This is a genomic window from Synechococcus elongatus PCC 6301, from assembly GCF_000010065.1.
GTDB classification, from domain to species: Bacteria; Cyanobacteriota; Cyanobacteriia; order Synechococcales; family Synechococcaceae; genus Synechococcus; species Synechococcus elongatus.
This window is the reverse complement of record NC_006576.1, coordinates 86,405-112,472: the sequence shown is the minus strand read 5'-3', so window position 1 is coordinate 112,472 and position 26,068 is coordinate 86,405. Positions and strand designations below refer to the sequence as shown.

General features: G+C 55.2%; 30 protein-coding genes. 11 read left to right on the top strand and 19 right to left on the bottom strand.

Annotated elements, in window-relative coordinates:
- Nucleotides 1–69: 69 nt before the first annotated feature.
- From SYC_RS00515 to SYC_RS00505, 3 genes are read left to right on the top strand one after another with little or no spacing between them, the layout of a single operon-like run.
- Entirely contained in the window at nucleotides 70–1,077 is a 1,008-nt protein-coding gene (locus SYC_RS00515) for a beta-ketoacyl-ACP synthase III (protein WP_011242415.1), read from the top strand.
- Between the two features lie 53 nt (nucleotides 1,078–1,130).
- Entirely contained in the window at nucleotides 1,131–2,012 is an 882-nt protein-coding gene (gene fabD / locus SYC_RS00510) for an ACP S-malonyltransferase (RefSeq protein WP_011242414.1), read from the top strand.
- Complete coding sequence (locus tag SYC_RS00505) at nucleotides 1,981–2,658, top strand: lysophospholipid acyltransferase family protein (protein WP_011242413.1); 678 nt, start codon at nucleotides 1,981–1,983, stop codon at nucleotides 2,656–2,658. Before fabD ends, SYC_RS00505 begins: the two co-directional genes overlap by 32 nt.
- Here SYC_RS00505 and SYC_RS00500 read toward each other — a convergent pair.
- The 6 genes from SYC_RS00500 to SYC_RS00480 form a co-directional block, all read right to left on the bottom strand.
- Nucleotides 2,638–3,204 carry a YdcF family protein gene (locus SYC_RS00500; protein WP_011242412.1) on the bottom strand — a complete coding sequence of 189 codons (567 nt, stop codon included), beginning with the start codon at nucleotides 3,202–3,204 and terminating at the stop codon, nucleotides 2,638–2,640. The genes SYC_RS00505 and SYC_RS00500 overlap by 21 nt on opposite strands.
- 63 nt (nucleotides 3,205–3,267) lie before the next feature.
- Complete coding sequence (gene tsaB, locus SYC_RS00495) at nucleotides 3,268–3,888, bottom strand: tRNA (adenosine(37)-N6)-threonylcarbamoyltransferase complex dimerization subunit type 1 TsaB (RefSeq protein WP_011242411.1); 621 nt, start codon at nucleotides 3,886–3,888, stop codon at nucleotides 3,268–3,270.
- 108 nt (nucleotides 3,889–3,996) lie between these two features.
- Entirely contained in the window at nucleotides 3,997–4,254 is a 258-nt protein-coding gene (locus tag SYC_RS00490; RefSeq protein WP_011242410.1) for a Ycf34 family protein, read from the bottom strand.
- 130 nt (nucleotides 4,255–4,384) lie between these two features.
- A complete protein-coding gene (locus tag SYC_RS00485) occupies nucleotides 4,385–5,278 on the bottom strand; it encodes a di-heme oxidoredictase family protein (RefSeq protein WP_011242409.1) in 894 nt (297 codons plus the stop codon).
- Nucleotides 5,262–5,744, bottom strand: coding sequence for a di-heme oxidoredictase family protein (locus SYC_RS14115; protein WP_081422166.1), 483 nt, complete (start codon nucleotides 5,742–5,744; stop codon nucleotides 5,262–5,264). The genes SYC_RS00485 and SYC_RS14115 overlap by 17 nt, the downstream gene beginning before the upstream one ends.
- A gap of 3 nt (nucleotides 5,745–5,747) precedes the next feature.
- Nucleotides 5,748–6,818 (bottom strand): iron-regulated protein A, encoded by a 1,071-nt coding sequence (locus SYC_RS00480; protein ID WP_011242408.1) that lies wholly within the window; start codon nucleotides 6,816–6,818, stop codon nucleotides 5,748–5,750.
- Nucleotides 6,819–7,045: 227 nt separating this feature from the next.
- Between SYC_RS00480 and SYC_RS00475 the strand changes: the two genes are divergently transcribed.
- Both SYC_RS00475 and SYC_RS00470 read left to right on the top strand, forming a co-directional pair.
- Entirely contained in the window at nucleotides 7,046–8,680 is a 1,635-nt protein-coding gene (locus SYC_RS00475; RefSeq protein WP_039755710.1) for an iron uptake porin, read from the top strand.
- Between the two features lie 170 nt (nucleotides 8,681–8,850).
- A complete protein-coding gene (locus tag SYC_RS00470) occupies nucleotides 8,851–9,390 on the top strand; it encodes a hypothetical protein (RefSeq protein ID WP_011242406.1) in 540 nt (179 codons plus the stop codon).
- A 21-nt stretch (nucleotides 9,391–9,411) separates the two neighbouring features.
- Here SYC_RS00470 and SYC_RS00465 read toward each other — a convergent pair whose 3' ends face one another.
- The 8 genes from SYC_RS00465 to SYC_RS00440 all read right to left on the bottom strand — a co-directional run bounded on the left by SYC_RS00465 (nucleotide 9,412) and on the right by SYC_RS00440 (nucleotide 14,251).
- Nucleotides 9,412–10,164, bottom strand: coding sequence for a hypothetical protein (locus SYC_RS00465; protein WP_231621299.1), 753 nt, complete (start codon nucleotides 10,162–10,164; stop codon nucleotides 9,412–9,414).
- A 566-nt stretch (nucleotides 10,165–10,730) separates the two neighbouring features.
- Nucleotides 10,731–11,240: a hypothetical protein gene (locus tag SYC_RS00460; protein WP_011242404.1), complete on the bottom strand. Its 510-nt coding sequence runs from the start codon at nucleotides 11,238–11,240 to the stop codon at nucleotides 10,731–10,733.
- 42 nt (nucleotides 11,241–11,282) lie between these two features.
- A complete protein-coding gene (locus SYC_RS14200) occupies nucleotides 11,283–11,357 on the bottom strand; it encodes a YHYH domain-containing protein (protein WP_367892162.1) in 75 nt (24 codons plus the stop codon).
- Nucleotides 11,335–12,234 (bottom strand): tetratricopeptide repeat protein, encoded by a 900-nt coding sequence (locus tag SYC_RS00455; protein WP_011242403.1) that lies wholly within the window; start codon nucleotides 12,232–12,234, stop codon nucleotides 11,335–11,337. Before SYC_RS00455 ends, SYC_RS14200 begins: the two co-directional genes overlap by 23 nt.
- Nucleotides 12,235–12,570 (bottom strand): cytochrome c6 PetJ, encoded by a 336-nt coding sequence (petJ, locus tag SYC_RS00450; RefSeq protein ID WP_011242402.1) that lies wholly within the window; start codon nucleotides 12,568–12,570, stop codon nucleotides 12,235–12,237.
- 86 nt (nucleotides 12,571–12,656) lie between these two features.
- Nucleotides 12,657–12,785, bottom strand: a complete 129-nt coding sequence (locus SYC_RS14110; RefSeq protein ID WP_265575009.1) for a hypothetical protein — start codon at nucleotides 12,783–12,785, stop codon at nucleotides 12,657–12,659.
- A gap of 5 nt (nucleotides 12,786–12,790) precedes the next feature.
- Nucleotides 12,791–13,432 (bottom strand): hypothetical protein, encoded by a 642-nt coding sequence (locus SYC_RS00445; protein WP_011242401.1) that lies wholly within the window; start codon nucleotides 13,430–13,432, stop codon nucleotides 12,791–12,793.
- Nucleotides 13,433–13,531: 99 nt separating this feature from the next.
- Nucleotides 13,532–14,251 carry a cytochrome b/b6 domain-containing protein gene (locus tag SYC_RS00440; RefSeq protein ID WP_011242400.1) on the bottom strand — a complete coding sequence of 240 codons (720 nt, stop codon included), beginning with the start codon at nucleotides 14,249–14,251 and terminating at the stop codon, nucleotides 13,532–13,534.
- Nucleotides 14,252–14,650: 399 nt separating this feature from the next.
- Here SYC_RS00440 and SYC_RS00435 point away from each other — a divergent pair, with 399 nt between their 5' ends.
- The 5 genes from SYC_RS00435 (at nucleotide 14,651) to ribE (ending at nucleotide 18,517) form a co-directional block, all read left to right on the top strand.
- Complete coding sequence (locus SYC_RS00435) at nucleotides 14,651–15,616, top strand: hypothetical protein (protein WP_011242399.1); 966 nt, start codon at nucleotides 14,651–14,653, stop codon at nucleotides 15,614–15,616.
- Nucleotides 15,616–15,948 carry a hypothetical protein gene (locus SYC_RS13465; protein WP_050738277.1) on the top strand — a complete coding sequence of 111 codons (333 nt, stop codon included), beginning with the start codon at nucleotides 15,616–15,618 and terminating at the stop codon, nucleotides 15,946–15,948. Before SYC_RS00435 ends, SYC_RS13465 begins: the two co-directional genes overlap by 1 nt.
- 3 nt (nucleotides 15,949–15,951) lie before the next feature.
- Nucleotides 15,952–16,434 carry a hypothetical protein gene (locus SYC_RS00430; RefSeq protein WP_011242397.1) on the top strand — a complete coding sequence of 161 codons (483 nt, stop codon included), beginning with the start codon at nucleotides 15,952–15,954 and terminating at the stop codon, nucleotides 16,432–16,434.
- Between the two features lie 146 nt (nucleotides 16,435–16,580).
- Nucleotides 16,581–17,804: a glycosyltransferase family 4 protein gene (locus SYC_RS00425; RefSeq protein WP_011242396.1), complete on the top strand. Its 1,224-nt coding sequence runs from the start codon at nucleotides 16,581–16,583 to the stop codon at nucleotides 17,802–17,804.
- Nucleotides 17,805–17,857: 53 nt separating this feature from the next.
- Complete coding sequence (gene ribE / locus SYC_RS00420) at nucleotides 17,858–18,517, top strand: riboflavin synthase (RefSeq protein ID WP_011242395.1); 660 nt, start codon at nucleotides 17,858–17,860, stop codon at nucleotides 18,515–18,517.
- A 27-nt stretch (nucleotides 18,518–18,544) separates the two neighbouring features.
- Here the strand turns inward: ribE and SYC_RS00415 are convergent, their stop codons facing one another.
- On the bottom strand, nucleotides 18,545–19,237 hold the full coding sequence (locus tag SYC_RS00415; protein WP_011242394.1) for a hypothetical protein: 693 nt from the start codon (nucleotides 19,235–19,237) through the stop codon (nucleotides 18,545–18,547).
- Between the two features lie 72 nt (nucleotides 19,238–19,309).
- Nucleotides 19,310–21,781 carry a peptidase U32 family protein gene (locus tag SYC_RS00410; RefSeq protein ID WP_011242393.1) on the bottom strand — a complete coding sequence of 824 codons (2,472 nt, stop codon included), beginning with the start codon at nucleotides 21,779–21,781 and terminating at the stop codon, nucleotides 19,310–19,312.
- A gap of 568 nt (nucleotides 21,782–22,349) precedes the next feature.
- Between SYC_RS00410 and SYC_RS00405 the strand changes: the two genes are divergently transcribed.
- Entirely contained in the window at nucleotides 22,350–23,918 is a 1,569-nt protein-coding gene (locus SYC_RS00405) for a B12-binding domain-containing radical SAM protein (protein ID WP_011242392.1), read from the top strand.
- A gap of 139 nt (nucleotides 23,919–24,057) precedes the next feature.
- Here SYC_RS00405 and SYC_RS00400 read toward each other — a convergent pair whose 3' ends face one another.
- Genes SYC_RS00400 through SYC_RS14070 form a run of 3 tightly spaced genes read right to left on the bottom strand, consistent with a single transcriptional unit; the run spans nucleotide 24,058 to nucleotide 26,067 of the window.
- Nucleotides 24,058–25,563: an AAA family ATPase gene (locus tag SYC_RS00400; protein ID WP_011242391.1), complete on the bottom strand. Its 1,506-nt coding sequence runs from the start codon at nucleotides 25,561–25,563 to the stop codon at nucleotides 24,058–24,060.
- Complete coding sequence (locus SYC_RS14075) at nucleotides 25,560–25,814, bottom strand: YceD family protein (RefSeq protein ID WP_419756858.1); 255 nt, start codon at nucleotides 25,812–25,814, stop codon at nucleotides 25,560–25,562. The genes SYC_RS00400 and SYC_RS14075 overlap by 4 nt, the downstream gene beginning before the upstream one ends.
- The gene (locus SYC_RS14070) at nucleotides 25,798–26,067 is read right to left on the bottom strand and encodes a YceD family protein (RefSeq protein ID WP_011242389.1); all 270 of its coding nucleotides are present in this window, start codon (nucleotides 26,065–26,067) and stop codon (nucleotides 25,798–25,800) included. Before SYC_RS14070 ends, SYC_RS14075 begins: the two co-directional genes overlap by 17 nt.
- Nucleotide 26,068: the final 1 nt, after the last annotated feature.

Sequence of the window (26,068 nt, the reverse complement as noted above, 5' to 3'; positions counted from 1 at the left end):
GCGATCGCTGTTCGATCGTCCCCTCTCTTGTGATTTACTGAAGACTCCGGCATGTGACGGAGTGTTAATTTGACTCGACCTGGCGTTGGCGTTGCAATCACTGGCAGTGGGTCCGCTGTTCCTTCTACAACCCTCAGTAATGACCAACTCTCCCAGTTGGTTGAAACCTCGGATGAATGGATCCGAAGCCGGACTGGGATTGGTCAGCGCCGAGTCGCACAGCCTCAAATTGAAAGTCTCTCTTCCTTGGCGGCGGCGGCAGGTCAGTCAGCTCTCGAAGCTGCAGGGCTAGAAGCGACATCGGTTGATTTGATTTTGCTGGCGACGTCAACCCCCGACGATCTGTTCGGCAGTGCCTGCCAAGTGCAAGCCGCCTTGGGCGCGACCCAAGCCGTAGCCTTTGACCTGACCGCTGCTTGTTCCGGCTTCTTGTTTGCCCTCGTAACCGGCGCTCAGTTTATCCGCAGTGGAGCCTACCGCACCGTTTTGGTGATTGGGGCGGATGTGCTGTCGCGCTGGACAGACTGGAGCGATCGCCGCACCTGTGTGCTGTTTGGGGATGGCGCCGGGGCCGTTGTTCTGCAGGCCAGCGAGATTGATCAACTGCTCGGCTTTGAAATGCGCAGTGATGGCAGCCTCAACGGCTGTTTGACCCTGGCTTATCAAGCTGATAACCAGTCGCTGCTCTCGGATATTGAGATTGCTCAGGGCACTTATCAGCCGGTAGCAATGAATGGCCAAGAGGTCTATCGTTTTGCGGTGAAGCGGGTTCCCGAGATCCTCGAGAAGACGCTGTTCCACGCCGGGATCGATCGCCAAGAAGTCGATTGGTTACTGCTACACCAGGCCAACCAACGCATTCTCGATGCAGTCGCCGATCGCCTTGATATTTCCCGTGATCGCGTACTTAGCAACTTGGTGAACTACGGCAATACCTCCTCCGCCACGATCCCCTTGGTTTTGGATGAGGCCGTCAAAGCTGGGAAGATTCAATCGGGCGACTTAATCGCTGCTTCAGGGTTTGGAGCAGGGTTGAGCTGGGGCGCAGCGCTGTTCCGTTGGGGCACGGTGGTTTAGCCACGGATTGCCAGCAAATAGACGTTGAGACAGAGAGGAGTTGAGCGATCGCTATGGCTAAAACGGTGTGGGTGTTTCCGGGGCAAGGATCTCAGGCAACGGGAATGGGCGTTGACCTGCAGGATTGGCCAGAAGCTCAACAGCGTTTGGCCGAAGCTGAGGCGCTTCTCGGATGGTCGGTGCTGGAGCGCTGCCAAGCCGATTTAGAAACGCTGTCGCAGACGATTAACACGCAGCCCTGTCTCTACGTGCTGGAGGCGATTCTGAGTGATCGCTTGAAGCAACAGGGTGAGCAGCCTGATGCTGTCGCTGGCCACAGCCTTGGCGAATATTCAGCCCTCTACACCGCAGGTGTCTTTAACTTCGCGACGGGGCTGCAACTGGTTCAGAAACGGGCAGAACTGATGCAGGCCGCTTCCGGTGGCAAGATGGCCGCTCTAATTGGCTTTGATGCTGAGGCACTAGCGGCAGCGATCGCCAACACCGAAGGCGTAGTGCTCGCCAATGACAATAGCGCCGCCCAAGTTGTGATTTCTGGAACTCCAGCAGCGGTCGACGCGATCTTGGCAGCCGTCAAGAGTAAACGGGCTGTCCCCCTGACAGTCTCCGGGGCATTCCACTCGCCGTTTATGGCTGAGGCGGCAACGACGTTTGCGGCCACCCTGGCAGCAGTGGATTTTCAGGATGCGCAGGTCCCTGTGCTTTCAAATGTCAGCGCGACTCCTAGCACCGATGCTGCTGTGCTCAAGCAAAACCTGTTGCAACAGATGACAGGCTCGGTGCGCTGGCGCGAAACCTGTCTGGCAATCGAAGCCCTGGGCGTTGAAGAACTGGTTGAAGTTGGTCCCGGTAAGGTCCTGACGGGCTTGATGAAACGGACTTGTCCTGCAATCGGATTGCGCAATGTTGGAACAGCAGCAGACCTCACGGTCTAATCTTCTGGCTCGCCGCGATCGCGAACCCTTCAACTCGCTGCTGCTCTACCACCTGTTCAAGTGGTCGGTGGTCAGCCCCATGCTGCACCTCTACTTCCGGGGACGGATTTACGGGGCGGGTAATGTCCCGCGATCGGGGCCGCTGATTGTGGTCAGTAACCATGCCAGCGATTTCGACCCGCCGATTGTCTCCAACTGTGTGCGGCGACCCGTCGCTTTCATGGCAAAAGAGGAGCTGTTTCGCGTTCCTGTCTTAGCGCAGGCGATCCGTCTCTACGGTGCCTATCCAGTCCGGCGGGGCAGCAGCGATCGCAAGGCCCTACAAGCGGCGATCGCGGCAGTGGAATCCGGCTGGGCAACCGGTGTCTTTCTGGAAGGGACACGCACTCGCGATGCTCGCATTCACCAGCCCAAGCTGGGGGCAGCGCTGGTAGCGCTCAAAACGGGGGCACCGCTCTTGCCGGTCAGTCTCTGGGGAACCGAGCGCATTCTCCAACGAGGCTCCTTTTTACCGCGCCCCGTGCCGCTGACGATTCGCATTGGCGAGCCGATCGCACCGCCCCAATCAGGCGATCGCGCGGAACTGGAGCGGGTTACCTTGAGCTGTGCCGCCGCGATTAACCATTTACACAGTCTGGGTCGCTAGCACTTGCGGCCAAGCCTTGCTGAGCCAGAGTTCTGCTTCGGGGCCAAGTAGCACCCAAATAATCGCCCGTCCCCCATCGCGGATGGCTTTGCGCCAAGACTCGGAAGCCCTGTCGAAGGGGACAGGAACTGGCTCAAACGTGATGCCCCGGCTAGCAAAGACAATATTGGCGATCACTAAAGCGCGGCGCATGTGATAGTCCGAGGTCACGAGGTAGACGTGCTGGATGCCCTGCTGCTGAAAGCGATCGGCCAAGCTGGTGAAGTTGCTGAGGGTGTCGGTGGCCTGGTAGTCCAAATGTAGGCGTGACCGAGGGACGCCTGCTTGACCAAACACCCATTCGGCATATTCAGGATTGGAGCCCGAGGACACCCAAATCGGTAGATCGGGGTGAGTTTGGGCCAGCTCAGCTGCAAATTGCTCCCGCTGCGGATCGCCACCCAAAACAAAGATCGCCTGGGGCGATCGCTGGGCGACAGCAACTCGGTTGAGTCCCCAGACCACACCTAGGCTGAGCAAAAGGGTGATCGGTATCAGACGATGCATGAGCTTGTCAGACGCAAAGCAGAAACGGCTGTACCTTAGCACTGCTACACAGTCTTCGACAGCCTAGCCTGCCGTGATGGTTACTGGATGCTGGCCGTAGTAGGGCAAAGCAGAAGACCAATCAGGGCGATCGCCCCGTTGCCACTGGCGTTCTGCGATCGCGAGGAGATCCGTCACCGTGGTTGCGATCGCGGCATCTGCTCGGCAATCTTCCTGTCCCCAACTGGCCAATCGCTCAGTCCAGGCCACTGGTTCGTAGACCTGCTCTGCTTCTAGGGCAACGGGAATGCCATCCTGACAGCCATACAGTGCGCCAATCAACTGACCCCGCTGGGCATCCATCGACACGGCAATCGCTTGGTTCTGCCCTGTTTGTCGCCATTGGGCGGCAGCCAACCCCGCCAAGGTTGAGAGGCCAAAGAGAGGGATTTCTAATTGTTGAGCCAAGGTGCGGGCTGTGACAACGCCAATTCGCGTTCCCGTAAAGCCGCCCGGCCCATAGGCAACAGCTAGAAAGTCTAAATCTGTCCAACGATGCGGAGCAATAAAGTCTTGTAGGTGCTGCAGTAGGACCGCTGCTGTATCGCGACCAACCTCCCAAGTCTGCCCCAGCGGAAGCTCAGCTCCTTGACTGAGCGCTAGCCCCAAGGTGGGGGTGGAAGTATGAATCGCCAGACCCAGCACTGTTTTCCCCTGCGATCGCTGTCTTTTCCTTTCCGATCATCGCAGGACAGTCGCGATCGCTGCTAGCCAGAGTGCGGCCTTGAGCTTCAGTGTTTGTTCAACGGTGGCTCAGGTGGGAATCAATTCCCCCGGACGCAGCCGCGCCCAACGCCCGCGATCGGCAACGAAACTCTCGCAACTCACCACATCCCACTCCATCTCAATGTGGTCGTGGGAGTCATCCGCCATCCGAATGTTGACGTTGATCGTGGGTGACTTGGGCTCGAAATCTGGCTGATCGGTGAGGTGCTGCTGTTGGTGTTGGGTCTCAACCTCATGGTAGGTCCGACACCGATCGACCAACGCACAGTGAATGCAAATACACATCGCCTAAGTCCTCAGGCAACTTGCCCCTACCTTAGCCCAGCCTTTTCAACTCTGGAGAAACCACTACAACAAGATTTTTAAGTAATGGGAGTTGAATATGGCCGCTGCCGGACTGGGGTCGATCGCCTGCTCAGAGTTGCTTGAGAAATCGTTCTAGGCGTTTGCGATCGCGGGCAGAGGCTGTCCGGAACCATTCGCGCGCTAACTCAGCTTCACCGCCGTGCCAGAGAATCGCTTCCGCGATCGTGCGGGCTCGGCCGTCATGCAGATACGTTGCTCCGGGCAAGACGGTTTGGCTCAGTCCCAGTCCCCAGAGCGGTGCTGTTCGCCATTCCTGTCCGTTAGCTAAAAACTCAGGTCGCTGATCAGCGAGACCCGGGCCTAAATCGTGCAGCAGGAGGTCGGTATAGGGGGCAAAGGTCTGTTCTGAGAGTGCCGCGATCGCAGATCGGCCTGTCTTCAGTTTCGGGAGATGACAAGCGGCACAGCCAGCGTCTTGGAACAAGGCAAACCCTTGTCGAAATTGGCGATCGTCAATGCGCAACGGTGCCGGGACGGCGAGGGTTTGCGTATAGAAGGTCGTGGCTGTCAGGGTTTGAGCATCGATATCCTGATGGCCATTAGCATCGGGAAATAGCGGATTGCTGACACCCATATCGTGGGCATAGGCAGCTGCATTTTGCTGCTGGAGCGTGGGCTGACCCGCTTTCCAGCCAAAGCGCCCGATCGCCTGTTTTTGTTGCGCAATGTCCCAAACCTGATTGAGACGACCAGAAATGCCATCGTGATTGCGATCCTCTGGATCTGCGATCGCGGCTAAAACCTCCTCTGGCACGGCTTCAAGGAGACCCCGGCCAAATACTGGCGGGGGCAACCGAAGCGAGACTTGAATGCTTGGATCGAGGGCTTTGCCTGTGCCGTCCAGCAGCTGAATCTGGGGCCGCCGCAGCGAGTAGGAGCGACCGTCTGCGTAGCGACCAAACACTTCCTCCCACGTCAGCTGAAAACTACCGAGCGGCGGCACTCCTGGAATGCTGTGATCCTGCAGTTGGCTCCCTAGCCCTGGAACGGGAATGGCGCCCTCCGGGCTGTTCTGGTGTCCCTCGGTCTGGCGGCAAACTGAGACGGGCTAGAAGTTGTCCGGCTTGCGGCTGCCCCCGACCATCGCGAATGTGACACCCCAGACAAGACTGATTGTTGAAATGGGGGCCAAGTCCGGCGTTGAAGGTTGCTGGGGCTGGAATAAAGACATCCGCAAAGCGACGATCGCCCTGTCGATGTTCAGCAGCCTGCTGAGGATTCAGCCCTGGCGCGGGTTGCGAGTAGGCTCGGGCACTACGGTTATGGATTGTCGTTGCACCGCCTGCTGCAACTGATTCTGGCGCCATCCACCACCAGCCCAGAACGAGGCTCAGAATTAACCCGAGTCCAGCCCAGCTCAGTCGAGAGCGTTTGATCCAGCGTCGTTGGGGAATCCCTGGGAGAGTCATCAGCTACTGAACCAGCGGGAGAACTTGACGCTCTAGGGTGTCGCTGACTGCTGCGATCGCAGTTTGAGCCGTGAGGACAGCCACTTTGCCTCTTGGGCTGGCAAGGTTGGTTTCAATCGGTTCAGGAATAGCCCAAAGGGCTTGGCGGGCAGTTGCAAATTGCTGATCGAGTTGCTGAGCGATCACTGGATGTTGTTGCTGTAAACGCTGTTGCAGACTTCCTGCCGCGACCCCATCAGACCGCTGACCGCGATAGACATTCCAAGCGCCAGTCCAGTTGTTGCGCAGGTCAGACAGAGTATTGCGGCTAACAAAACTTTCAAAGCGATCGGGTTCTTGAGTCTCGAGTGGCCCGCCGATCTTTTCGCTGGCGACCTCTGAGAGGCTATCAACCAGGCCTTGAACAATCTCGGTTCCCGCAGCATTCAGGGTGGGATAGGCCGAATCTGTCGAGCCAGCGCTGAGCAAAACTGAGCGATAGGCAGGCTGATCACTCGCTTGTTGCCAACGGGTGACCAACCCCTGTGCTTGCTTGGTAAGGTCCGTCGCCAAGATCACAAGATGCTGGCGATCGCTCAGCGTCGGTTCCGTTGCGGCAAACAACAACTCCTCGATCGCGTGGAAGCCCTTACGGCTATCTTCCCGTTGCTCCACTGGCTGAGCTGCGGCAGTTTTCAAGCCTTGGCGATCGATAGGCCAGGTGTCCATTGCCCCATCAAACCCTTCGCTATCCGCTGGCCCAAAAGCAAAACATTCAGTCTGCTCCCAGCGATCGCGGGCGACCCGCCAGGCTTGTCGAGCCGCCTCCAAATTGGCAGCAGTCGGTGCCTGCTGATAGGTTTGGAGGGCTTGTTCCAGCTGAGTTGCGCCAGCAGCAACGCTGACATAGCTAGGAACGACAACCTGATCGACAAATCCTTGAATGGTCTGATTGGTAATCAATGCCTGGGTTTGACCACAGGCAGAGAAGAGCGTTGCAACTCCGGCGCAGCCCAGGCCGATCGCAGTCCTACGCAGCGGGAGCACAAACCAAGTGTTTAAACCTTGCCTGACCTGAGAGCCTGTCACGATCACCAGCCACTACGACCGAACAACCTCTCACTAAAGCGATCACTCGCGGGCAAGGAAGTGTGGCATCACACTCCACGTAGGCTCCACTACTTCCCTGGTGAATCGGTGTCTCGCAAGCTTGGCCATAGCAACGTCAGAAACAGAGCTAGGCCATGAGTTACGGAAGAAAAGTAGTCAATTGACACTCTTAAAAATGAGAATAATAATTATTTTTAGAAAGAGGAGTGAGTATGCACGTACCTGCAGCCCTTTGGATGGGAACAGGACTTTGGTTGGGGCTAGCACCAGCCACGATCGCCTTTGACGCCAGCACAATCCGACAGGTGAATGCGATCGCCAATGAAGATTTACCCGCAGCCCAAGTCACTTCAATCACCCAACTGAGTGACGTTCGCCCGACTGATTGGGCCTATCAAGCACTGCAGTCCTTGGTTGAACGCTACGGCTGCATCGTTGGTTATCCCGATCGCACCTATCGCGGGAGCCGCGCTCTGACTCGCTATGAATTTGCAGCGGGTTTGAACGCCTGTCTCGACAAAGTGATTGAATTTGCCGCCTCCAAAGAAGACCTCGACACCCTCAAAAAGCTGACAGAAGAGTTTCAGTCTGAGCTAGCAACCCTGCGCGGCCGCGTCGATGGACTCGAAGCACGGGTCACGGAACTCGAAGCCACTCAGTTTTCAACCACGACCAAACTGCAAGGCGACGTACTGTTCAGCCTCGATCGCGCCTTTGGTCCCAGTGGCTTGGATACCGGCACCTCTTTCTCACAGCGGGTTGGTCTAGATTTCAACACCAGCTTCACTGGTAAAGACCTGCTCAAAACCCGCCTCGAAACCAACAGCATTACCTCACCTGGCCTGCGTGATCTGAATGGGTTTGCTGCGGGCGCAGGCATCCCGAGTCCCGGGGCAGCCTTGGCCTACGACAATGCGGCAACAGGAGCAGACCCCAACTTCACGCTCAACACCCTGATTTATCAGTTTCCGGTTGGCTCTGTGAACTTCACGGTTGGCACCTCCAACGTGCAAGTCGATGATGTGTTCTCCACCAACGGCTCCTTCTACGCCCCCGAATTGTCTTACTTCTTCAACAATCCAGTGCCGGGTATCTACAACGATGCCGACACCTCAAACTCTGCTGGGGCTGGCTTCAATTGGCAAATCAATCCCAACTTCAATCTTGGGTTGGCCTACATCAACCAACAGGGGCCGACTTCTGGCCAGAACTTAGAGGCCGATCCAACGGCTGGGGTCTTTGGAGCCGACTCACAAACCACGGCGCAACTGGCCTTCAAAAATGATGATGGTACCTTCATCGGGGCCTTGGCCTATGCCTATCGCAAAGGACCAGCCTTTGATCCTGTCAATCCTGATGGCGTCGGCTTACCGGCTCAGTTTGGCGGGGTCTCCTATGGCACAGTGCGATCGCTGATTGGACCCTCCAATTCACCAACGGATCTGATCAGTAGCAACAACATCGGTTTGAGCCTAGGGTGGGCAGTCAGTGAGAACTTTACGATCAGTGGTTCCTATGGCATCAGCTTTCTCAGTGGTTCAGCAGGGAGCTCGACGGTTCAGTCATGGAATATCGGCTTGACCTTCCCGAACCTATTTGCGGATGGCAATGAATTGGGCTTGGCAATCGGTCAAATTCCCTACGTCACCAGTGATAGCCGAGGTGCAGCTTTTGCCGATAGTGGGCCATTTGCCTTTGAGGTCTATTACAAGCTGCAACTGACTGACAATATCGCCATCACGCCTGCCCTCTATGCTGTCACGAATGCAGGGGGCGGACTCACCCTTGGGAACCTTGCGAATGGCGACTATTGGGTGCCAGTACTCAAGACCGAGTTCTTGTTCTAGTTCATTGAGCTGATCTGCAGCCGTCCAGAAGATCGCCTTTTGCTAGTCTGGACGGTGCGACTTCAGCTATTGTTGTGGCGATCGCTGACTGCAAGACTCAGACAGTTTCGTGAAGACATTACTATTACCTATTGTTAAATGGGATAGGAACGGCTGATTAGGTTGTCAAGGTGAACAGAGTTGCGATTTTTGGCAATGCTGGCGGCGGAAAATCAGCGCTTAGTCGGCGTTTGGCGGCAATCACTGGCTTACCTCTCCACACCTTGGACAAGATTAAGTATCAGCCAGGGGGTGTTGAACTTCCCTTAGCGGCCTACCAACAGGTGCATCAGGAAATTTTAGAGACAGATTGCTGGATTATTGATGGTTTTGGATCACTAGATACACTCTGGCCTCGTCTCGACCAAGCTGATACACTCGTGTACATTGACCTACCACTCTGGCGACATTTTTGGTGGGTAACAAAGCGTTGGATAGGGGGCTACTTTCAAGCGCCAAAAGGCTGGCCTGAGGACAGTCCTTTATTTAAAAGCTCAATGAGTAGCTACCGCGTTCTTTGGCTTTGCCACCAGCGATTAACACCTCAATATCGAGAGTATATTGAGACAGCTCGAACAAACCGCAAAGTCTACCATTTGCGATCGCCTCAACAAATCAACCAATTTTTGAGGGAAATTGCACAAGAATTTAGTGATGACAATAAAATTTGATCGCTCGATTATAGTTCAGCGCTAGTCCTTAAATAGCTGAATATATATCCGTTCCAGTCGTGCTACTAATGGATGCTTCAAAAATCGCGACAAGACAGATCCTGGATTCTTCCATTTGAAAACAAAGATTGAATTACGAACATCGCGACCTGCTTGACGGAAGCATTGGAGATCGCGATCGGCTTGAGAGGTGCCATCATGATAGACCGCGATCGCAGATTGAGGACGACCTAGCAACCCCAATCTATCGGCTAAATCGATTGTGGCAGGGCAACTCATTCGGTAGATTTGTACATCCACATGATCACAATTCCGCGCTAGAAACTCCGAAAATTGATTCGGTTGAAAAGAGCACCAAAGCTGCTTCTTGCCAATCATTTGGCGCAGCTGACTGAAGCTCACAATGGGATCAGCAAAAAAGTGATCATCCACTTGCAACGCAGCATAGCCATTGAGAGAGCTAGCATGTTTGAGTCGCTGGAGAGTGGGACGCTGAACCCAGGCGACTGACTTCATATTCTGTAGAGAGGCACGCCAAGCAACCCAACGTAGCAGCAGTGGGGGCAGGCTATCCGCATGGACGAGCAGCGTATCGGCTCCTTCGATGCGCATTTCTTTCAGTTCTGCATCGAGCCGTCCCGTGGCAGTAAAGAGAATGACCGCATACTGATCGATCCACCAGCCATCAGCAGCGATTGCAGGTCTAGCGAACAGGCTAGTCGCGAAGCAGCTTGTGAGCACCATCAATAGCCAACGACGAGAGTGCAAAGCCAAGCTTCTATCCCTAGAGTGAATTATAGTTTTTATAATTATCGCACCTAGGTCTTTTTGGACAATAGATTGATCAAGAAAGTCAAAAAATCTGGTTTAAGGGCGATCGCTTTTCTCATCGAGATTATCTTGCTAGCCTACTAGGACAAGATTCAGATCGCTTCGAGCCAGCACTGACAGCTTGATGGGCATTTTATTTATTCCATTGACTAAGAGCAGGCAATAAGTCACTCGATATTGGCCTACGATAGTCAAAGTATTATTTTGCATTTTCAGCTACGGCCGATGCATGAAGGTTACTATTATTAATACTGAAAAGCTATCGCTAAAACTGATTCCTTGACCTTCATTCAGTCAATCAAAAAACAACTGTAGCGACTGAGAATTAAACCTTTAACTCAAGTGTATTTATATCCTTTGCCGTGACAGATTTTACGATCGCTCAGGTAGGATTACGATCCGATCGTTCAAGGTCTGAAAATCTGTCGATTGAACACTGTTAGTTGTCAAGGCCTCTCCCCATTTGCTGGAAGAGAGGCAGAGGCTACCGTAGTAGCTCAGTATGAAAATTACTTCATCGCTGGAACGTCTACAGTCACTTTGGCAATGACAGGTTGACCATTAACCGTAATTACATTGTGTTGATTGCTGGTCAATTCCACCATGAGAGTCTGCTTCCCGGCTGGGAGCGAAGCCAAGTGATACCAAGGTCCGTAAAGTCTCGCAATCTTTTTCCCATTAAGGAACAAATGGGCATGCCCGGAATCAACTCGATTTGTTTTGTCAAGTTCCTCGGGGGCAAACTGGAAGTTAGTGGTAGTTAGCCGGAGATTCCAACCACTTTTGCGGTCGCGTTCAACCACTAAATTGACAGTCGGTTGTGGAGTGCCTGTTGGCACCGCCAAGCTGCCATGGGAATGGCCAGCCCCGCTTTGATGTTGATGATTCTGGTGCTGATGATTTTGAGCATCAGCCAGTCGCCAAACAGCGGTTTGAGGTAGGGCAAGAGCAGCCGTTGGAATTGCCAAAGGAAGCAGGAGCACCGCTGTTTTCAGGGTGCTCAGGGTCGGAAGCATCATTGAAGCTAATCAGCAAAGATCAAAACGACTCTATTGTCAGGCCTAGTGGCAGTGATATTCGCCGGTGCGACGATCGTGATGACACTGATTGACATCAGCATTGTTGGAATGCGCGATCGCAGCAGAACTCCAACTCGTTAAGAGGACTGCGATCGTGGCAGTTCGCCAAATCCATTGCATAGGTTACAGCTCCAGGCCAGTTCTTGGATTGTAGGCGAGGAGCCTGGGCGACGAGGCTGGACTGTTGCTGCCAGTGTTGCAGAAGCTGACGGGCTCGATCGAGTTGGACCGTTGCTCCAGCTTGTGCAAAGGCATCACAGGCTTGTCGTAAATCAGCGATCGCGGCTTGCGGCTGATGCAATTGCCAGTAAGCCAAGGCCCGCAAATATCGAGCCCGCGCGGCGCTGGGCTGGAGTTCTAGGGCTTGGCTGCAGGCACTAACCGCTGGGCCCGGCTGGGCGCGGTGTAACTCACCCATGCAGCGATCGGTGTGTAGATCGACAGCAGCGCCGATCTCAGTCGCTGGCAGCCGTTCGAGGGCCTGTTGAAAATCGGCGATCGCTTGCTCGGGCTGAGCGAGGTCGAGGTAGGCCAGCCCGCGATTGTAGTAAGCACGATAGTCAGTGGGAGACTGCTGGAGCAACTGGTCGAAGTCAGCGATCGCAGCTTGAGATTGCCCTTGGCGGTAGTAAGCAAGGCCGCGATTCAACCAAGTTTCTGGCTCATGGGGCTGCAAATCCAACGCGACGCTGCAATCTTTGATCGCCTCCTCGTATCGCTCTAGCGAGAGCCGCACCCAACAGCGGTTGCCATACAAAGCAGCCGTTGCTTTCCCATGGGCGATCGCCTGCGACAGTTGCCGATCCGCTAGGGGATATTGCCCCGCACTGAGGGCCGCAAACCCCGGGAGGGGCGGCTGAGCCCAGACCGAACCTACCCAGCAGCTGAGACAACCACAGAGCACAATCAGACTGAGCTTCAGCCAAACGGCCATTTAGCCCTGCCAGCCTTTCTCAGACTGGTCAAGGACGTAGCTTGCCACGTCAGCGATGTCGTCAGCGCTTAGCTTGCTGCCAAAAGCAGGCATTGCCCCCTTACCATTCGTGACTTGGGTGGTGATGGCTTCAATCGAGGCCATGCCGTACTGGTCAAGATCTGCCTTCTGCAAGGTCTTGGCGGGGTTGACAACATTGCGTCCGCCCAGGTGGCAGGCAGCACAGTTTGCAGAAAAGACTTGGCCACCATGGGCAAGATCCGCTGCTTGAGCAGGAGCGATGAAGGCCAACAGCACAACCAGCGCCGCGATCGCCGTACCCAAAATTCGTTTCATGCAGTGTGGAAGCTTACAAAACTGGCTCCATCCTGCTGAGACAGCCCATTTTGAGTCAATCACTAAGCCAAAATACTTACGCTTGTTTACATTCCCAGATCTGAAACTGAGCCGCCGCCCAAGAGTGGCCTCAACTCGATTCCAGGGCGATTGAGCGATCGCACCTGACTCAGGATGCCATTGCTCTGGCAGTTTTCAAGATTGGAGGCGGTCATGGGGTTCAACCCGCTAAATTCTGGGAAGACCAAGTGGCGTTTGCCCACCCCAAAATATCGGGATTGAGAGGCATCCCTAACTCAGCTAACCCTGCTGCTAACTGTTGGCCAGACCAATAGATAGGAGTGATCCTCTCATCGCTCTCGTCTTTTTGACAGCTGGCCAAGTCTTCGAATAGGTCAGTAGCCAATAGCGGTGTGGATTCTTGCTCGGACAGCTCTGTCATCCAAGCAACCTCGATCAGAATCCCCTGCAGCGATCGCCACCGTTCTTGCGCGATCACCAAACTTCGTTGCAACTGGGGCAGTCCAGCTTTGATGCCACGTCCCCGTTGGGTGACAGACTTGATCTCTACGAAAAACTGGGGATGGCAGCGATCGCCCACAACGGCATCTAATTCCCGATAGCAACGCTGATAGCCGAGCGCATTCCGTCGCTCGTAGCTGAGAACTCGATGAGGCGACAGAGACCCGAAGTGCGTTGCTAAGCAATAGCGAACCGCAAGCTCAACTTCTGCGGCAAGCACCACAGTGGGATCCGTTGCGGCTGGCGTACCGATCTTTTGGTTCAAGAGCTTGTGGTTACGGCAGAAGCGACGATAGCCGATTTCTTGGGGATCAATCAGGGACTGCTGACGGTAGCGCATCAGAGACCTTGGGGGAAGAGTCCCTCTGATTAAAAGAGCAACAGCCCTGCCCGAGAATCAATTCCACGCGAACAACCAAATGGGTTGCCGAGGCAACGGCTAGTCAGCTTTGAAATAGGGCAAAATCCAGGCGACCGCGAGACTGATGAGGATGCTGAGTTCCATCATCATCAAACCCGAGAGGGGCTGAAACCAGCAGATCCAAGTCCCTTGCTGAATAGCTGCCCAACCCTGAGCGATGGAACTGGGCCAGAAGTAGGGACTTTCGGAGCGGTGATGGCGCCAGCGCCACATTGATAGGAGGAAAAGAGCACCACCAACTTTGAAGTTGACAACTAAATGAAGGGCGATCGCACCCACCATCAGCAGCCAAGACAGCAGATGAGCGAGATACCAACTATGCTGCAGTTCACCATTAGGCAACCATTTCTCATCCATCATCTTGCCGCTAAACAGGGCAAAGGTTAGCAGAGCTAAAGTGACAGTATTAATCCAACGATTGAGGGTGTACCACCAGCTTGGATGACCAATGTGAGCTAACTGTTGCAAAGAGTTAGCCTGAACTAATCGCTTTTGTCCACGATGAACTGCATAGATAAGAAATACAGGGAAAATCAGCAGCGTCCATAGCCCAAACGTGCCATGAATTCCCTCAATTTCAGGAAATTGAGGGAGTGGGATGCGACCCCAGCGCCCATCGTAGGTATCGTAGGTCCAGTAAGCCGTAAGAATAGCTGCGATTAGCGACACGCCAGTGACACCATGCAGAATTCGCAGCAGGAATGGTTGATTAAAACGAGACGTTTTGGCTGACTTCATTGAGATTCATCAATTGTGATGGCACCTAACAAGGACTAATTTTCCTTAAGTATCACTTGAGTCGAAGATGCAGCTCAATCCTAGAAGAACTGCAGAAGCAAAGTCAAATCATGAAACAACAATGACTTGATCCTCAAGAGAGTATGAAGTATTCGAATGCTAGCAGCAAGGAAGATTGATTAAAATACAGCCTGCGATCGCAAAGCTAGGTCAGTATCCAGAGGGCATTTTTGAGAGAAAATTTGACACTAAAAAGGATTTAAGAATATGAGGATTCTAATTCAAGTTAAAGTTCGCCCAGAGCTAAAACGGCAAAATCAACAACGCCTACTCACCCCCTCCCCGCAGCTTGGAGCAGGGCCTAGTCGATAGACTGGAAGCGATCGCAGTAGGTGTTGGATGGAGGAGCTACAGCCCTTAGTTCAAGCGATCGAGCGTTTGGGCTATCGCGTCACGGTTGGTGATGTTGCAGCCCAGTCGGGTCTGCGCGTGGCTTTGGTCGAGCATCAACTCTTGCAGTTGGCGGCGGCGAGTCAGGCGACCCTTCAAGTCAGCGATCGCGGCGACATTGCATTTCAGTTCCCGCACAACCTCCGGCAGCGTTTGCAGCAGGAGTCATGGCGGCAGCAATTGCAACTGCTCGGGCAGCAGCTGTGGCGTCTGCTTTTCTACCTGATCCGCATCTCGTTTGGTCTGGGCCTGCTGCTATCGATTGGTCTTTTCGTCGTGGCAATCATCGCTATCGTAGTCGCCCTGAGCGAGGGGGGCGATATCGGCGGCGGTGGTGGTGGAGATAGTAGTGGTGGGAGTGGTTCCAGTGGATCCAGCGCCCCTAGCTGGGGAGGAGATTGGTGGCCTTGGCTAACCTTCGATGGGCCGAGTCATCCCAACTCTGAGCGGCGATCGCTCAACTTTCTCGAAGCAATTTTTTCCTTTCTCTTCGGGGATGGCGACCCCAATGCCGATCTCGAACAGCGGCGCTGGCAGTTGATGGGCGCTTACATCCGCAGCCAACAGGGGGCTGTGGTCGCTGAGCAATTGCAGCCCTACCTGGATCGCCCCTTAGATTCCAGCGAGTCTGATCTCCTGCCCGTGCTGGTGCGTTTTGATGGTCAGCCTCGCGTTAGTGAAAGGGGCCAGCTGATTTACCAATTTCCTGCCCTGCAGGTCACGGCGAGTGCCGCTGACGGCCGATCACGGGTTGCCCGCAGCTTGCAAGAGCGTCTCTGGTCCTTCAGTCAAGCCAGTCGCGGACAAATCCTTGGGGCGATCGCCTTGGGGGTCGTAATCTCGTGCTCGCGGCGGTCTTCGGTGGTCTGCTCCTATTGCCTGGCGTTGCCAGCCTCGGGGGAATCGTGGCAGTAGTGGCCGGGTTATATCGGTTCCTGCTGGTCTACGCGATCGGCTTTTTAGCTGTGCCAGCCCTGCGCTGGTTGTGGATCCAACGCAAGAATCAAGAAATCCGTCGCCGCAACCGCGATCGCCAGAGCTGGGCCGATCGCCTGCGTAAACCATCGTTGGCCCTGGGAGAGAAACTTATGCAACTGGCACCTTGGCGAACCCAAGCCAAAATTGACCCCGATAAGTTGATCTACAGTGGCGATCGGGACTTATTAGACCAGGAATTTGCACAAGACTCAGCGATCGCAGCCGAATGGCAAACTCGTCTGATGCAGACTGACCCTGAGGAACCTTAATCCATGTCTCTTGCCCTATTGATTGCGGCGCAACTCAGTTGTGCAGCTCCAGCTTTGATGGCCCAGGCTCCCGCAACCAATCCCACCGTGGTGGATGTTCTCAATCCTCCGGCTCCCCCCGATGATGGCCCTCGCAATCAGGCTTTCTTCCTCGCTCTCAATCGGGCTAAGAACTTAGCGCGAGCAGCAGCCGAACAGACCAATGGCGGCCTCAATCGCTACATTGCTGAAAGCAAAATGTATGGCGGTGGTAGCAACACAGACTATACCTACACCAATGGCTTCTTTACCTTCCAATTTGTTGGGGGGGCTCCCGGCTGGCAGCCCCAGGGCCTACCGCCGACGGTGGAATCTGTGATCAGTGTCTCCTTTGATGGCAAGACAGTACGCACCGACTATAACGGCCCCATTCGAAGTGGCACGCCGACACCCGCAGTCACCCCTCAACCCACCTGCACTTGTCCGCCAGCACCCAACCAGCCCTAGGGCAAGGGTCAAGATCCAGGGTAGGTAGAAGGCAGCGAGATCTTGTCGGGCGATCGCGCCTCAGGGCACAGCTCAGAAGCTGATAGCGTGGGGCTGACCGATCGCTCCTCAAGATTGGTCGAATCGGTCGCCTTACTGCAGGATCAATGCGCATTTTGCTCATTCACCAAAACTTTCCGGGGCAATTCAAACATTTGGCACCGGCTTTGGTGGCCAATGGCCATGAGGTCAGAACATTGACTCTCCGGCAGGATCTACCGGATCAGTGGCAGGGGGTGACTGTCCATCGCTATCGGGCTCAGCGAAACAGCAGTCCAACGGTTCATCCCTGGGTTGGGGACTTTGAGACCAAGGTCATTCGGGGAGAGGCTTGTTTTCGTGCTGCTCTCCAGCTGCGCAATCAGGGCTATCAACCGGATCTGATTTTGGCGCATCCAGGCTGGGGTGAAACGCTGTTTCTACAAGATGTGTGGCCGGCTGCAAAGCTCGCAATCTACTGCGAGTTTTACTACCGCAGTGCCGGGAGTGATGTCGATTTCGATCCAGAATTCCAACGACCGCAGGGTGAAGAAGATACAGCCTGCCGCCTGCAGCTCAAAAACTTGATTTACACCATGCAGGGCGATCGCGTTACGGCAGGCATTGCGCCAACGCACTGGCAGGCCGACCAGTTCCCAGAACCGCTGCGCTCCAAAATTACAGTGGTGCACGATGGGATTGATACTGAAGCGATCGCGCCTAATCCTAGCGCTACCATTACCCTCAATAATCAACTGAAGTTAGGGCGGAATGATGAAGTGATTACCTTCGTCAATCGCAACCTTGAGCCCTATCGCGGCTATCACATTTTTATGCGATCACTTCCTGAGATTTTGCAGCAACGTCCGAAGGCACGCGTCATCTTGGTTGGGGGTGATGATGTCAGCTATGGCGCACGGCCACCCGCAGGAACTTGGAAACAGATTTTCCTCAAAGAAGTCGCGGATCGCCTTGACCTCAGCCGTGTCCATTTCGTTGGCAAAATTCCTTACAACGCTTTCCTGTCACTCCTCCAGGTCTCCAGCGTTCATGTCTATTTGACTTATCCATTCGTGCTGTCGTGGAGCTTGATCGAGGCGATGAGCTGTGGCTGTGCGATCGTGGCCAGTGACACAGCACCCGTTCGCGAGGTGATCAGTGACGGTGAGACGGGCCGACTGGTTAATTTCTTTGATCCAGCGGGATTAGCAGCAACAGTGAGTGAGTTACTAGCTAGCCCATCAGCGCGGGCCAAGCTCGGCAAAAAAGCGCGACTCTTTGCCCAGAATCACTACGATTTGCAACGAGTTTGTCTGCCGCAGCAGATGCAATGGGTGCGATCGCTTGCTTAAAGGGTTCTGGTCCAAGCGAAGATCAGACTCAGAAGCGGCATGCGGAAATTGTCATGTTTACAGGGTTAGTGCAAGCGCTCGGGGAACTGACGGTTCTGGAGGGATCAGTTCGAATCCACTGCGTTGCTGGCGACACACAGTCGATTTTGCAGGATCTAGCGATCGGCGACAGTATTGCTGTCGATGGCATTTGTCTGACGGCAACTCAATGCCTCGGTAATGGGTTCTTGGCGGATGTTTCACCGGAAACGCTCCAGCGGTCGACCTTGGGGGATTTGCCCCCCGGCAGTTTGGTCAACCTCGAAAGCTCCTTGCGGGCAGGCGGTAAAGTCGGCGGGCACTTTGTCACGGGTCACGTCGATGGCGTCGGCTGGCTGATCAGTGCTGAAGCTACTGAACAATCTTGGCTGCTGAAATTTGGAGTACCAGCCGGTTCACTGCAGCGCTATCTCGTCGAGAAAGGCAGTATCGCTGTCAATGGCATCAGTTTGACGATCGCGGACTGCGATCGCGAAGGGCATTGGTTTACCGTGGCGGTGATTCCCCACACCTATCAGGAGACGACTCTGAGACGCCTGCAAGCCGGCGTTCGCGTCAACCTTGAGGGCGACATACTCGGTAAGTATGTGGAACGGCTGCTGCGTCATTCGGGTCATCCCACCCCCCAGTCCGATATCAGCCTAGAGTTCTTGACAGAGCATGGCTATGTCTGAACCAGTCTCAGGTGAACGGGTCTGCCCCTATTCCGCTAGATCCAGCACAGCGGTTTCGGTCTGAGCTGTCAATTCAGCCAGTAGGGAAGCCGTCAGCAGCGTATAGATGGGGACTGCGAGGACCAGCAGGAGGCTTGATCCTAAAAAGCTGAGTCCCAGCGGACGGCCGAGCAATTCAGTTGTGCTGATGGCAACGATCGCAACCACACTCATGACAACGTGCAGACGAAACCAGCGACCGGACGCAGCGATCGCACTCTCCAAGTGCCGAGATTGCACATAGCCCATACCGCTAGCCGCTGCGATCGCAATCAAGCCACTGGCGATCGCGCCACCGGGTGAATAGGAGAATGAGACGAGAAAATTGAAGATCGCGACGGTGAAAACGCCCCAACCGAGGATGGCGCTACCGACCCAGATTTTAGGGCTGGTAATCCAGCCTCGCAGCAGTCTTTGTTGTGCCCAGCCTACGACTCCCCCAAACAGGAGAGCGCTCTCCAAAATCACCCCGAGCACGAGGCAGAGAATGGCACCGAGGCCGTACTGACAAACGCCCAAGTACAGCAACATCAGTCCAAACGGCACAAAAGATCCGCGAACCAGTAGGCTACCAACTCCCCAAGCGCTACCAAGCGCTAGTCCACAAATCATGCTGATCAGATTGCGCTTAATCCACAGCCGCCGTAGTCGGCGGCCAGCAAGGGGAGGTTCAGAAGGCATGAGTAGCTAAGAGGAAGGACCTTTTGAGGGAAGCGAGTCATCCTGCCTCTGTCAAGACTGATCGAACAGGCACTAACGGATCACGGTCGTGAGGGTGCCGCGAGTCACACCGAGTTGACGCATCAACTTCAACTCACGCCAGAGTTGTTCGCCGCTGCATTGCCCTCGCAAGAGCTGCCAATAGCGATCGCAGAGTTGTGTGACCTGAGCAGGTGACTCCTGTAAGCAATCGATGCGAAAACGGAAAAGCCCTTGGCTCTGCAAAGCAGGAACAAATTCGGCACCAGTTTGCGCCGTGCCGTTATAAAGCGTGTTGCGGCAGCCGGCATCGGCCTTGAGGATGTGCTCTACGCCAACGCGATCGCGTAGCCGCACTTCTTGCTGCTCACAGGGGCGACCACAATCGCGAAAGTCATGACCATCACTGAGGAATGCGCAAAACACACAGTGTTCCATGTGGAACAGCGGCATATGCTGATGAATCGTCACTTCCAGCCAATTGGTCGGCGTCTGCGCCAATAAATCCAACAGTTGTTGAGCATTGAGGTCGTAGGAAGCCGTCAGCCACTCTAGTCCGGCCTGCTCCACCCAATGGGCCGCGGTTAGAGGATTAGCGACATTCAAGGAGAAATCGCCCACACAGCGATCGCCCTGAAAAGCAGCCAGATGATCGTAGTTGCGCACCAGAAAACCATCTGGCTCTGCCCGTCGCACCTGCTCCAAAATCCAAGTTTCGCCTGGCTTGTAAATGCGCGGTGGCGCTAGCCAAATCGTTTGTTCTAATCGCTGGGCTTGCCGGAAGACTTGGACCGCTTCGCGGTAGCGGCGGGGGTCTTCAAATTCACAATAGAGTCGCACCGCCTGAGTAGCGATCGCGGCTTCCAGTTGCGGCAAGTCTCGAACCAGCACCGTGAGTTCCGGCGTTCGCGGTTGGGTTGCCGATCGCTTGGGCAAGAGGTCAGCCAGCTTCGCTGTGGCACTCAGCGGCCAATGATTCGGCTGCGATCGCAGCGCTTCCAACGCACTCACCCACTGCCGACGTAGGCGATTCAGTTCACTAATCGGCAGAATCAAGCCATCCGGCAGCTGATTTTCGAGGGACCCTAACTCAAAGGCAGTGTTTCCCAACCGTCCCAACTGGGCCGCGAGGCGATCGCGATCGAGGGGATGCTGAGTCGCGGCCTGCAAAACTTGTTCGGATTGCACCGAGACTTGACGACCTTGGCGATCGCCAGCAATCACAACTAAGGGCTGATCGATCGCACCCTGCACTGTTAGATCCACCGGCTGCTTCCAGCGGGGTTGCTCCGCACTAAAACTTTGGCGCAGTTCTTTTTCGAGAGCAGGATCACTGGTTTTCCAGAGGCGATCGCCCACTTGCACGGCTCGCAGATCAAAATCGCGGCTGAAACAAAGGCGCAGACGTTGACCTGCGATCGGTTCCACCTGATAGACACGGCCGCCGCGATCGCCCCGCTCGGTTTCAATTAGCAAGCCATCTCCAGCCTGAATCGGCACTAGCGGCTCGACCTGAATGCCCCGGCGATCGACTGCCAAGACGCTCCCTAGATCAACACCTCGCTTTTTGGCGTAGCGACCTTGAACTAACGCTTGATTATCAATGCCCTGCAACCAGCCAGAGGAGAGGCCCCGCGAAAAGGCCATCTCTAGTTCATAGCGATCGCTGGGAGGTAGTTCTGTGCTTTGTCCCAACCAAGCGCGATCAATCGCCTCGCGATAGCGGCGGGTCACACTAGCCACATACTCGGGTGCCTTGAGCCGACCTTCGATTTTGAGACTGCAGACGCCAGCTGCGATCAGTTCCGGCAACAGTTCAATGCCCATCAAATCTTGGGGACTGAGCAAGTACTGGCGATCGCCTAGGTCAATCGTCTGACCATCAGCAATCAGGTCGTAGCTCATGCGGCAAGCTTGGGCACATTCGCCGCGATTGGCCGATCGCCCACCCAAGGCTTCGGAGGTGAGGCAAGCGCCGCTGTAAGCCACGCACAATGCGCCGTGGACAAAGACCTCCAGCGGCAACGCTTTGTTCAGAACCGTCGTTTGTTGGCGAATTTTTTGGATTTCGGCAAGAGAATTTTCCCGCGCTAACACCACAAGTTGACAGCCCAGATCGTGGGCAAAAGCCACACCTGCTGCGCTACTGATCGTCATTTGAGTGGAGGCGTGGATCGGGAAGGTCGGCGAGAGGTGCCGAATCAGCCGACACAACCCCACGTCCTGCACGATCGCGGCATCGACGCCGGCACTGATGATCGATCGCAGGTATTGCTCAGCAGCAGGGAGTTCCTGCGGGAAGATCAGGGTATTGAGGGTGACATAAGCTTTGAGCCCCCGTTGGTGAAGCGTCGCCACCACTTTTGGTAGATCCGCCTCGGTAAAGTTGTGGGCTCGCATCCGTGCATTAAAGCGATCGAGGCCGAAGTAGACGGCATCCGCCCCATTTTCAATCGCAGCTCGCAGACAGTCCCAGTCGCCCGCAGGTGCCAACAATTCTGGGCAGGACAGTGAAGCAACAGCCATAGAGGTGCAAGGGAGAACGGGCGATCGCCAAGAGCCTTTTCAGCCTAACCTGTGCCTCTGTTTGTCAGAGCTTCGGCGGCTGGCCGCCATGGCTCGCGGTGTCTTCTTCGTGGATGATCAGCAATCGCAGGCTGGGGACCTGCACTATCGCATTGCGACTACCTGTAATCCTAAAAGCTAAAGAAAAGATTAAAGTCTTTAGTTGAGATCAAGGCTAGACAATCTCGCGCAATGCCTGGCTGATTGCGATCGCTGTTCTAGTAATTGATTCTTGATGGTGCACCAGTAACTTTAATAGTCACTGTCACCGACACACTTTCCCTTGCATTTTTTGCCATTGGTACTGGTGCGACCGCAGTGCTGACAAGGTTTTTCCGCTGACATGAGTTCTCGGTGAAGTGCTTGAGTTTGATCATTAACACAGGTTTGCCAAGGGGTGTAGCGAGACAGGCTGTTTGTGCTCTAGCGAACACCCAGATGCGATCGCAGCCAGATGAATGACTGACAGCGGAGTCTACACTTTCGCAAAAGTTGTGAAAGACTAAGGGCACCCCGCCCATCTGCTACCATGCGCGCTTTACTGATTTATCCTCGCTTTCCCAAAACGTTCTGGTCCTACGAAAAAATTCTGGAACTCGTCAATCGGAAAGTGTTGTTACCGCCGCTGGGGTTGGTGACTGTCGCCGCCATCCTGCCGCAGGAATGGGAATTTAAGTTGGTTGACCGCAATATCCGCGCCGTCACTGAAGAAGAGTGGGCTTGGGCCGACATTGTGATTTTGTCGGCCATGATTGTCCAGAAAGAGGACATGGTCGATCAGATTTCCCTTGCGAAGCAGCATGGCAAGCGCGTTGCTGTTGGAGGCCCCTACCCCACCTCAGTGCCCGAGGAAATGGAAGCAGCTGGCGTTGACTTCCTGATCCTTGACGAGGGCGAAATCACGCTGCCGATGTTTGTTGAAGCCTTGGAACGAGGCGAGACTCAGGGTCGCTTTAGCTCCAATGGCGAAAAACCGGATGTGACGACCACGCCGATTCCGCGCTACGACCTGCTAGAGCGCAGTGCCTACGACTCGATGTCGGTGCAGTTCTCGCGGGGTTGCCCGTTCCAGTGCGAGTTCTGCGACATCATCGTGCTCTACGGTCGCAAACCCCGCACCAAGGAGCCACAGCAACTGCTGGCAGAACTGCAGGCGCTCTATGACCTTGGCTGGCGCGGCGGCGTGTTTATGGTCGATGACAACTTCATTGGTAATAAGCGCAATGTCAAACGGTTGCTGCAAGACCTGAAAGTTTGGCAGTCCGAGCGTGGCTACCCCTTCCGCTTTGATACGGAAGCGTCCCTGGACTTGGCTGATGACGATGAGCTGATCGAGTTGATGCTCGACTGCAACTTCGCGGCGGTGTTTATGGGTATCGAAACACCTGACACCGACAGTCTGCAGCTGACCAAGAAGTTTCAAAACACGCGATCGCCGCTACTGGAGTCGATCGATAAGGTGACGCGATCGGGCCTGCGAGTGATTGCTGGCTTCATCATCGGCTTCGATGGCGAGAAACCGGGTGCAGGTCAGCGCATCGTCGATTTTGCCGAAGTGACGGGCATTCCCACGACCACCTTTGCCATGCTGCAAGCACTCCCCAATACGGCGCTCTGGCATCGTCTGGAAAAAGAAGGTCGTCTACGGCTACCGGATGCCAACATCAACCAGACAACGTTGATGAACTTTGTGCCCACCCGTCCGGTCGAAGATATTGCTCGTGAATATATTGATGCCTTCGGGAAGCTCTACGAGCCGGTGCAATACCTGAATCGGGTTTATCGATACTTCCTCAAGCTGGGCGCGCCTCGGGTACAACCCAAGTTTCAGTGGCCGGAATGGGTGGTCGTGCGGGCACTATTACTAGTCTGCTGGCGTCAAGGCGTGGTTCGCAAAACCCGCTGGCTGTTCTGGCATCACCTGTTCAGCATTCTGCGTCGCAATCCAGCAGTGGCAGAACAGTACATCGCTGTCTGTGCCCATAATGAGCACTTCATGGAGTACCGCGAGATCGTCCGCAACCAGATTGAAGCGCAACTCCAAGCCTACTTGGAGCAGGCAGAACGTCACGCCCCAGAAACGGCGATCGCGGCTTAGTTTTGTTGTGATTGTGATCTGCTCGTGCCGTTCCTGAAGACTGTGCGAGCAGTAGCGATCGCGTCTGTCTGAAGCATTCGGACTGTCAATCCAACTTAGATTGCCTTGAGCAACCCCAATCTTTCTTGCAGACCGCGCCCTAGAGACCCTCGGGGCGCGGCAACATCGCGTTGGAAGCTGGTCGGACCCGACCTAATGCTGCCCATTCCTGAAGCTGCTGGATTTGTTGCTGGGCCGTCCGCGCTAAGGGCACCAACTGTCCGATCGCATCAATCACATCATCAGTGTTAAAGTCGCGACTTTGGCTAAAGCCAAGGTGCATCGCTTCAATCAGCGCTTGTTCAATTTCAGCCCCCGAAAAGCCAGGCGTGGCCGCTGCCAGCCGCTCTAGGTCATAGTTGCGTAGGCTTGAAGGACGGAGCCGATTGAGATGGACTTCAAAAATGGCGCGGCGTTCCTCTTGATTTGGCAGCCCGACAAAGAAGATTTCATCGAAGCGGCCCTTGCGCAGCAGCTCTGGTGGCAAGCTGGTGACATTATTCGCAGTCGCCACCACGAAGACGGCGCTTTGCTTCTCGGCCATCCAAGTCAAGACCGTGCCAAAAACACGATTGGCAGTGCCGCTATCGCCGCGTCCATCCAACCCGGCGAAGGCTTTGTCAATTTCATCGATCCAGAGCACGCAGGGCGATAAAGCCTCAGCAATTTGAATCATCTGGCGGGTACGAGCCTCGGATTCCCCCACCAGACCCGCAAACAAGCGCCCAACGTCCAACCGCAGCAAGGGCAGATGCCAATAGTGAGCGATCGCTTTGGCAGTCAGGGACTTGCCAGTGCCCTGAATTCCGGCCAGCAACAGTCCGCGCGGGTGGGGCAAGCCGTAGCGACGGGCGGCCTCGGAGAACGCACCACCACGGCGTAGCAGCCATTCCTTGAGCAGATCCAAGCCGCCAATGTCCGACATCTGCTCGTGGGCCGGAATGAAGTCAAGGATTTGGGTCTGGCGGATCGTCTGGCGTTTTTCTTCCAGAATCAGATCGAAATCTTCGCTATTCAGCTCGCCATGCTTGGCGATCGCGCGGGCAATAACGCGGCGAATCCGTTCTAGAGACAGTCCTTGGCAGCTGCGCACTACTGCATCTAAATTTGCTTCGGAGAAGCGCTGACCGGTGGCTTGCAGCAGCCGCTGCAGCTCGACCCGAATTTCGGTTGCCGTCGGCAGCGGGAACTCGACGACGGTGATCACCTCAGCTAGGTCGTCGGGAATCGCCAAGCGACTGCTGAGGATCAACAAGTTTTTCGGCTGGGATTTGAGACGTCGCGCTAGGTTGCGCAGCTTGCGCGAGACGGCGGCATCTTCCAAGAAGCGATGGAAGTCACGCAGAATGACCAGTGCTGGAGCAGTCGCCGGTAACTGATCGAGATATTCCAGAGCCTGTAGCGGATTGCGCTTACCAAAGCCTTCACTGTTGGCTGTGCCTTGGTAGCCCTCGACAAAATCCCAGCAGTAAACTGCCCGATCGCCCTGACTTTTAGCGACCGCCGCGATCGCAGCTTCAGCCCGCTCCTCTTCAGTGGTGGCGAGATAGAGCACGGGATAGCGCGCCCGCAACAGGAGGCCGAGTTCTGCTTGAAAAGAGTTCATTCTCCGAGGCGATCACGCAGTTTGGCCAGTGCCAACCAGCGATCGTCAACGACGCTGGGCGGGGACTCCGATTCAGGTTGCGCAGGGCCAGGACAATCTTCAGCGCAGACATTACGCAGCGGCAGGGCTAAGCACAGCTGCTCGTAGAGCCATTGCTGCGGATCAAAACTGCCGTCCGGCGGCAAGCTCTCCTTTAGTTCGTCCTCTGGCTCCCATTCCATCAACTCGGGCGTTTCACCCCGTAGCCAGATTAGCTCCCGCGTATTGACTTGGAGGCGGTGGTTGTAGCAGCCAGAGGCAGCGATCGCAGGTGAGATTGACGATCGTCTCAGCGGTAGCAGTCACTTCCAAGAAGCTATGGCCGTGGCGCACCGTTAACTCACCCTGCACTGGTGTCAGACTCTCAAAGCCTTCAACTGGCTCTGCTAGTTCCCAGCTGCGGGTTTGCTGGGGTTGCTGGAGTAGTTGCTGAATTGGGAAGGCGCGAAGTAGCGATCGGGCCATG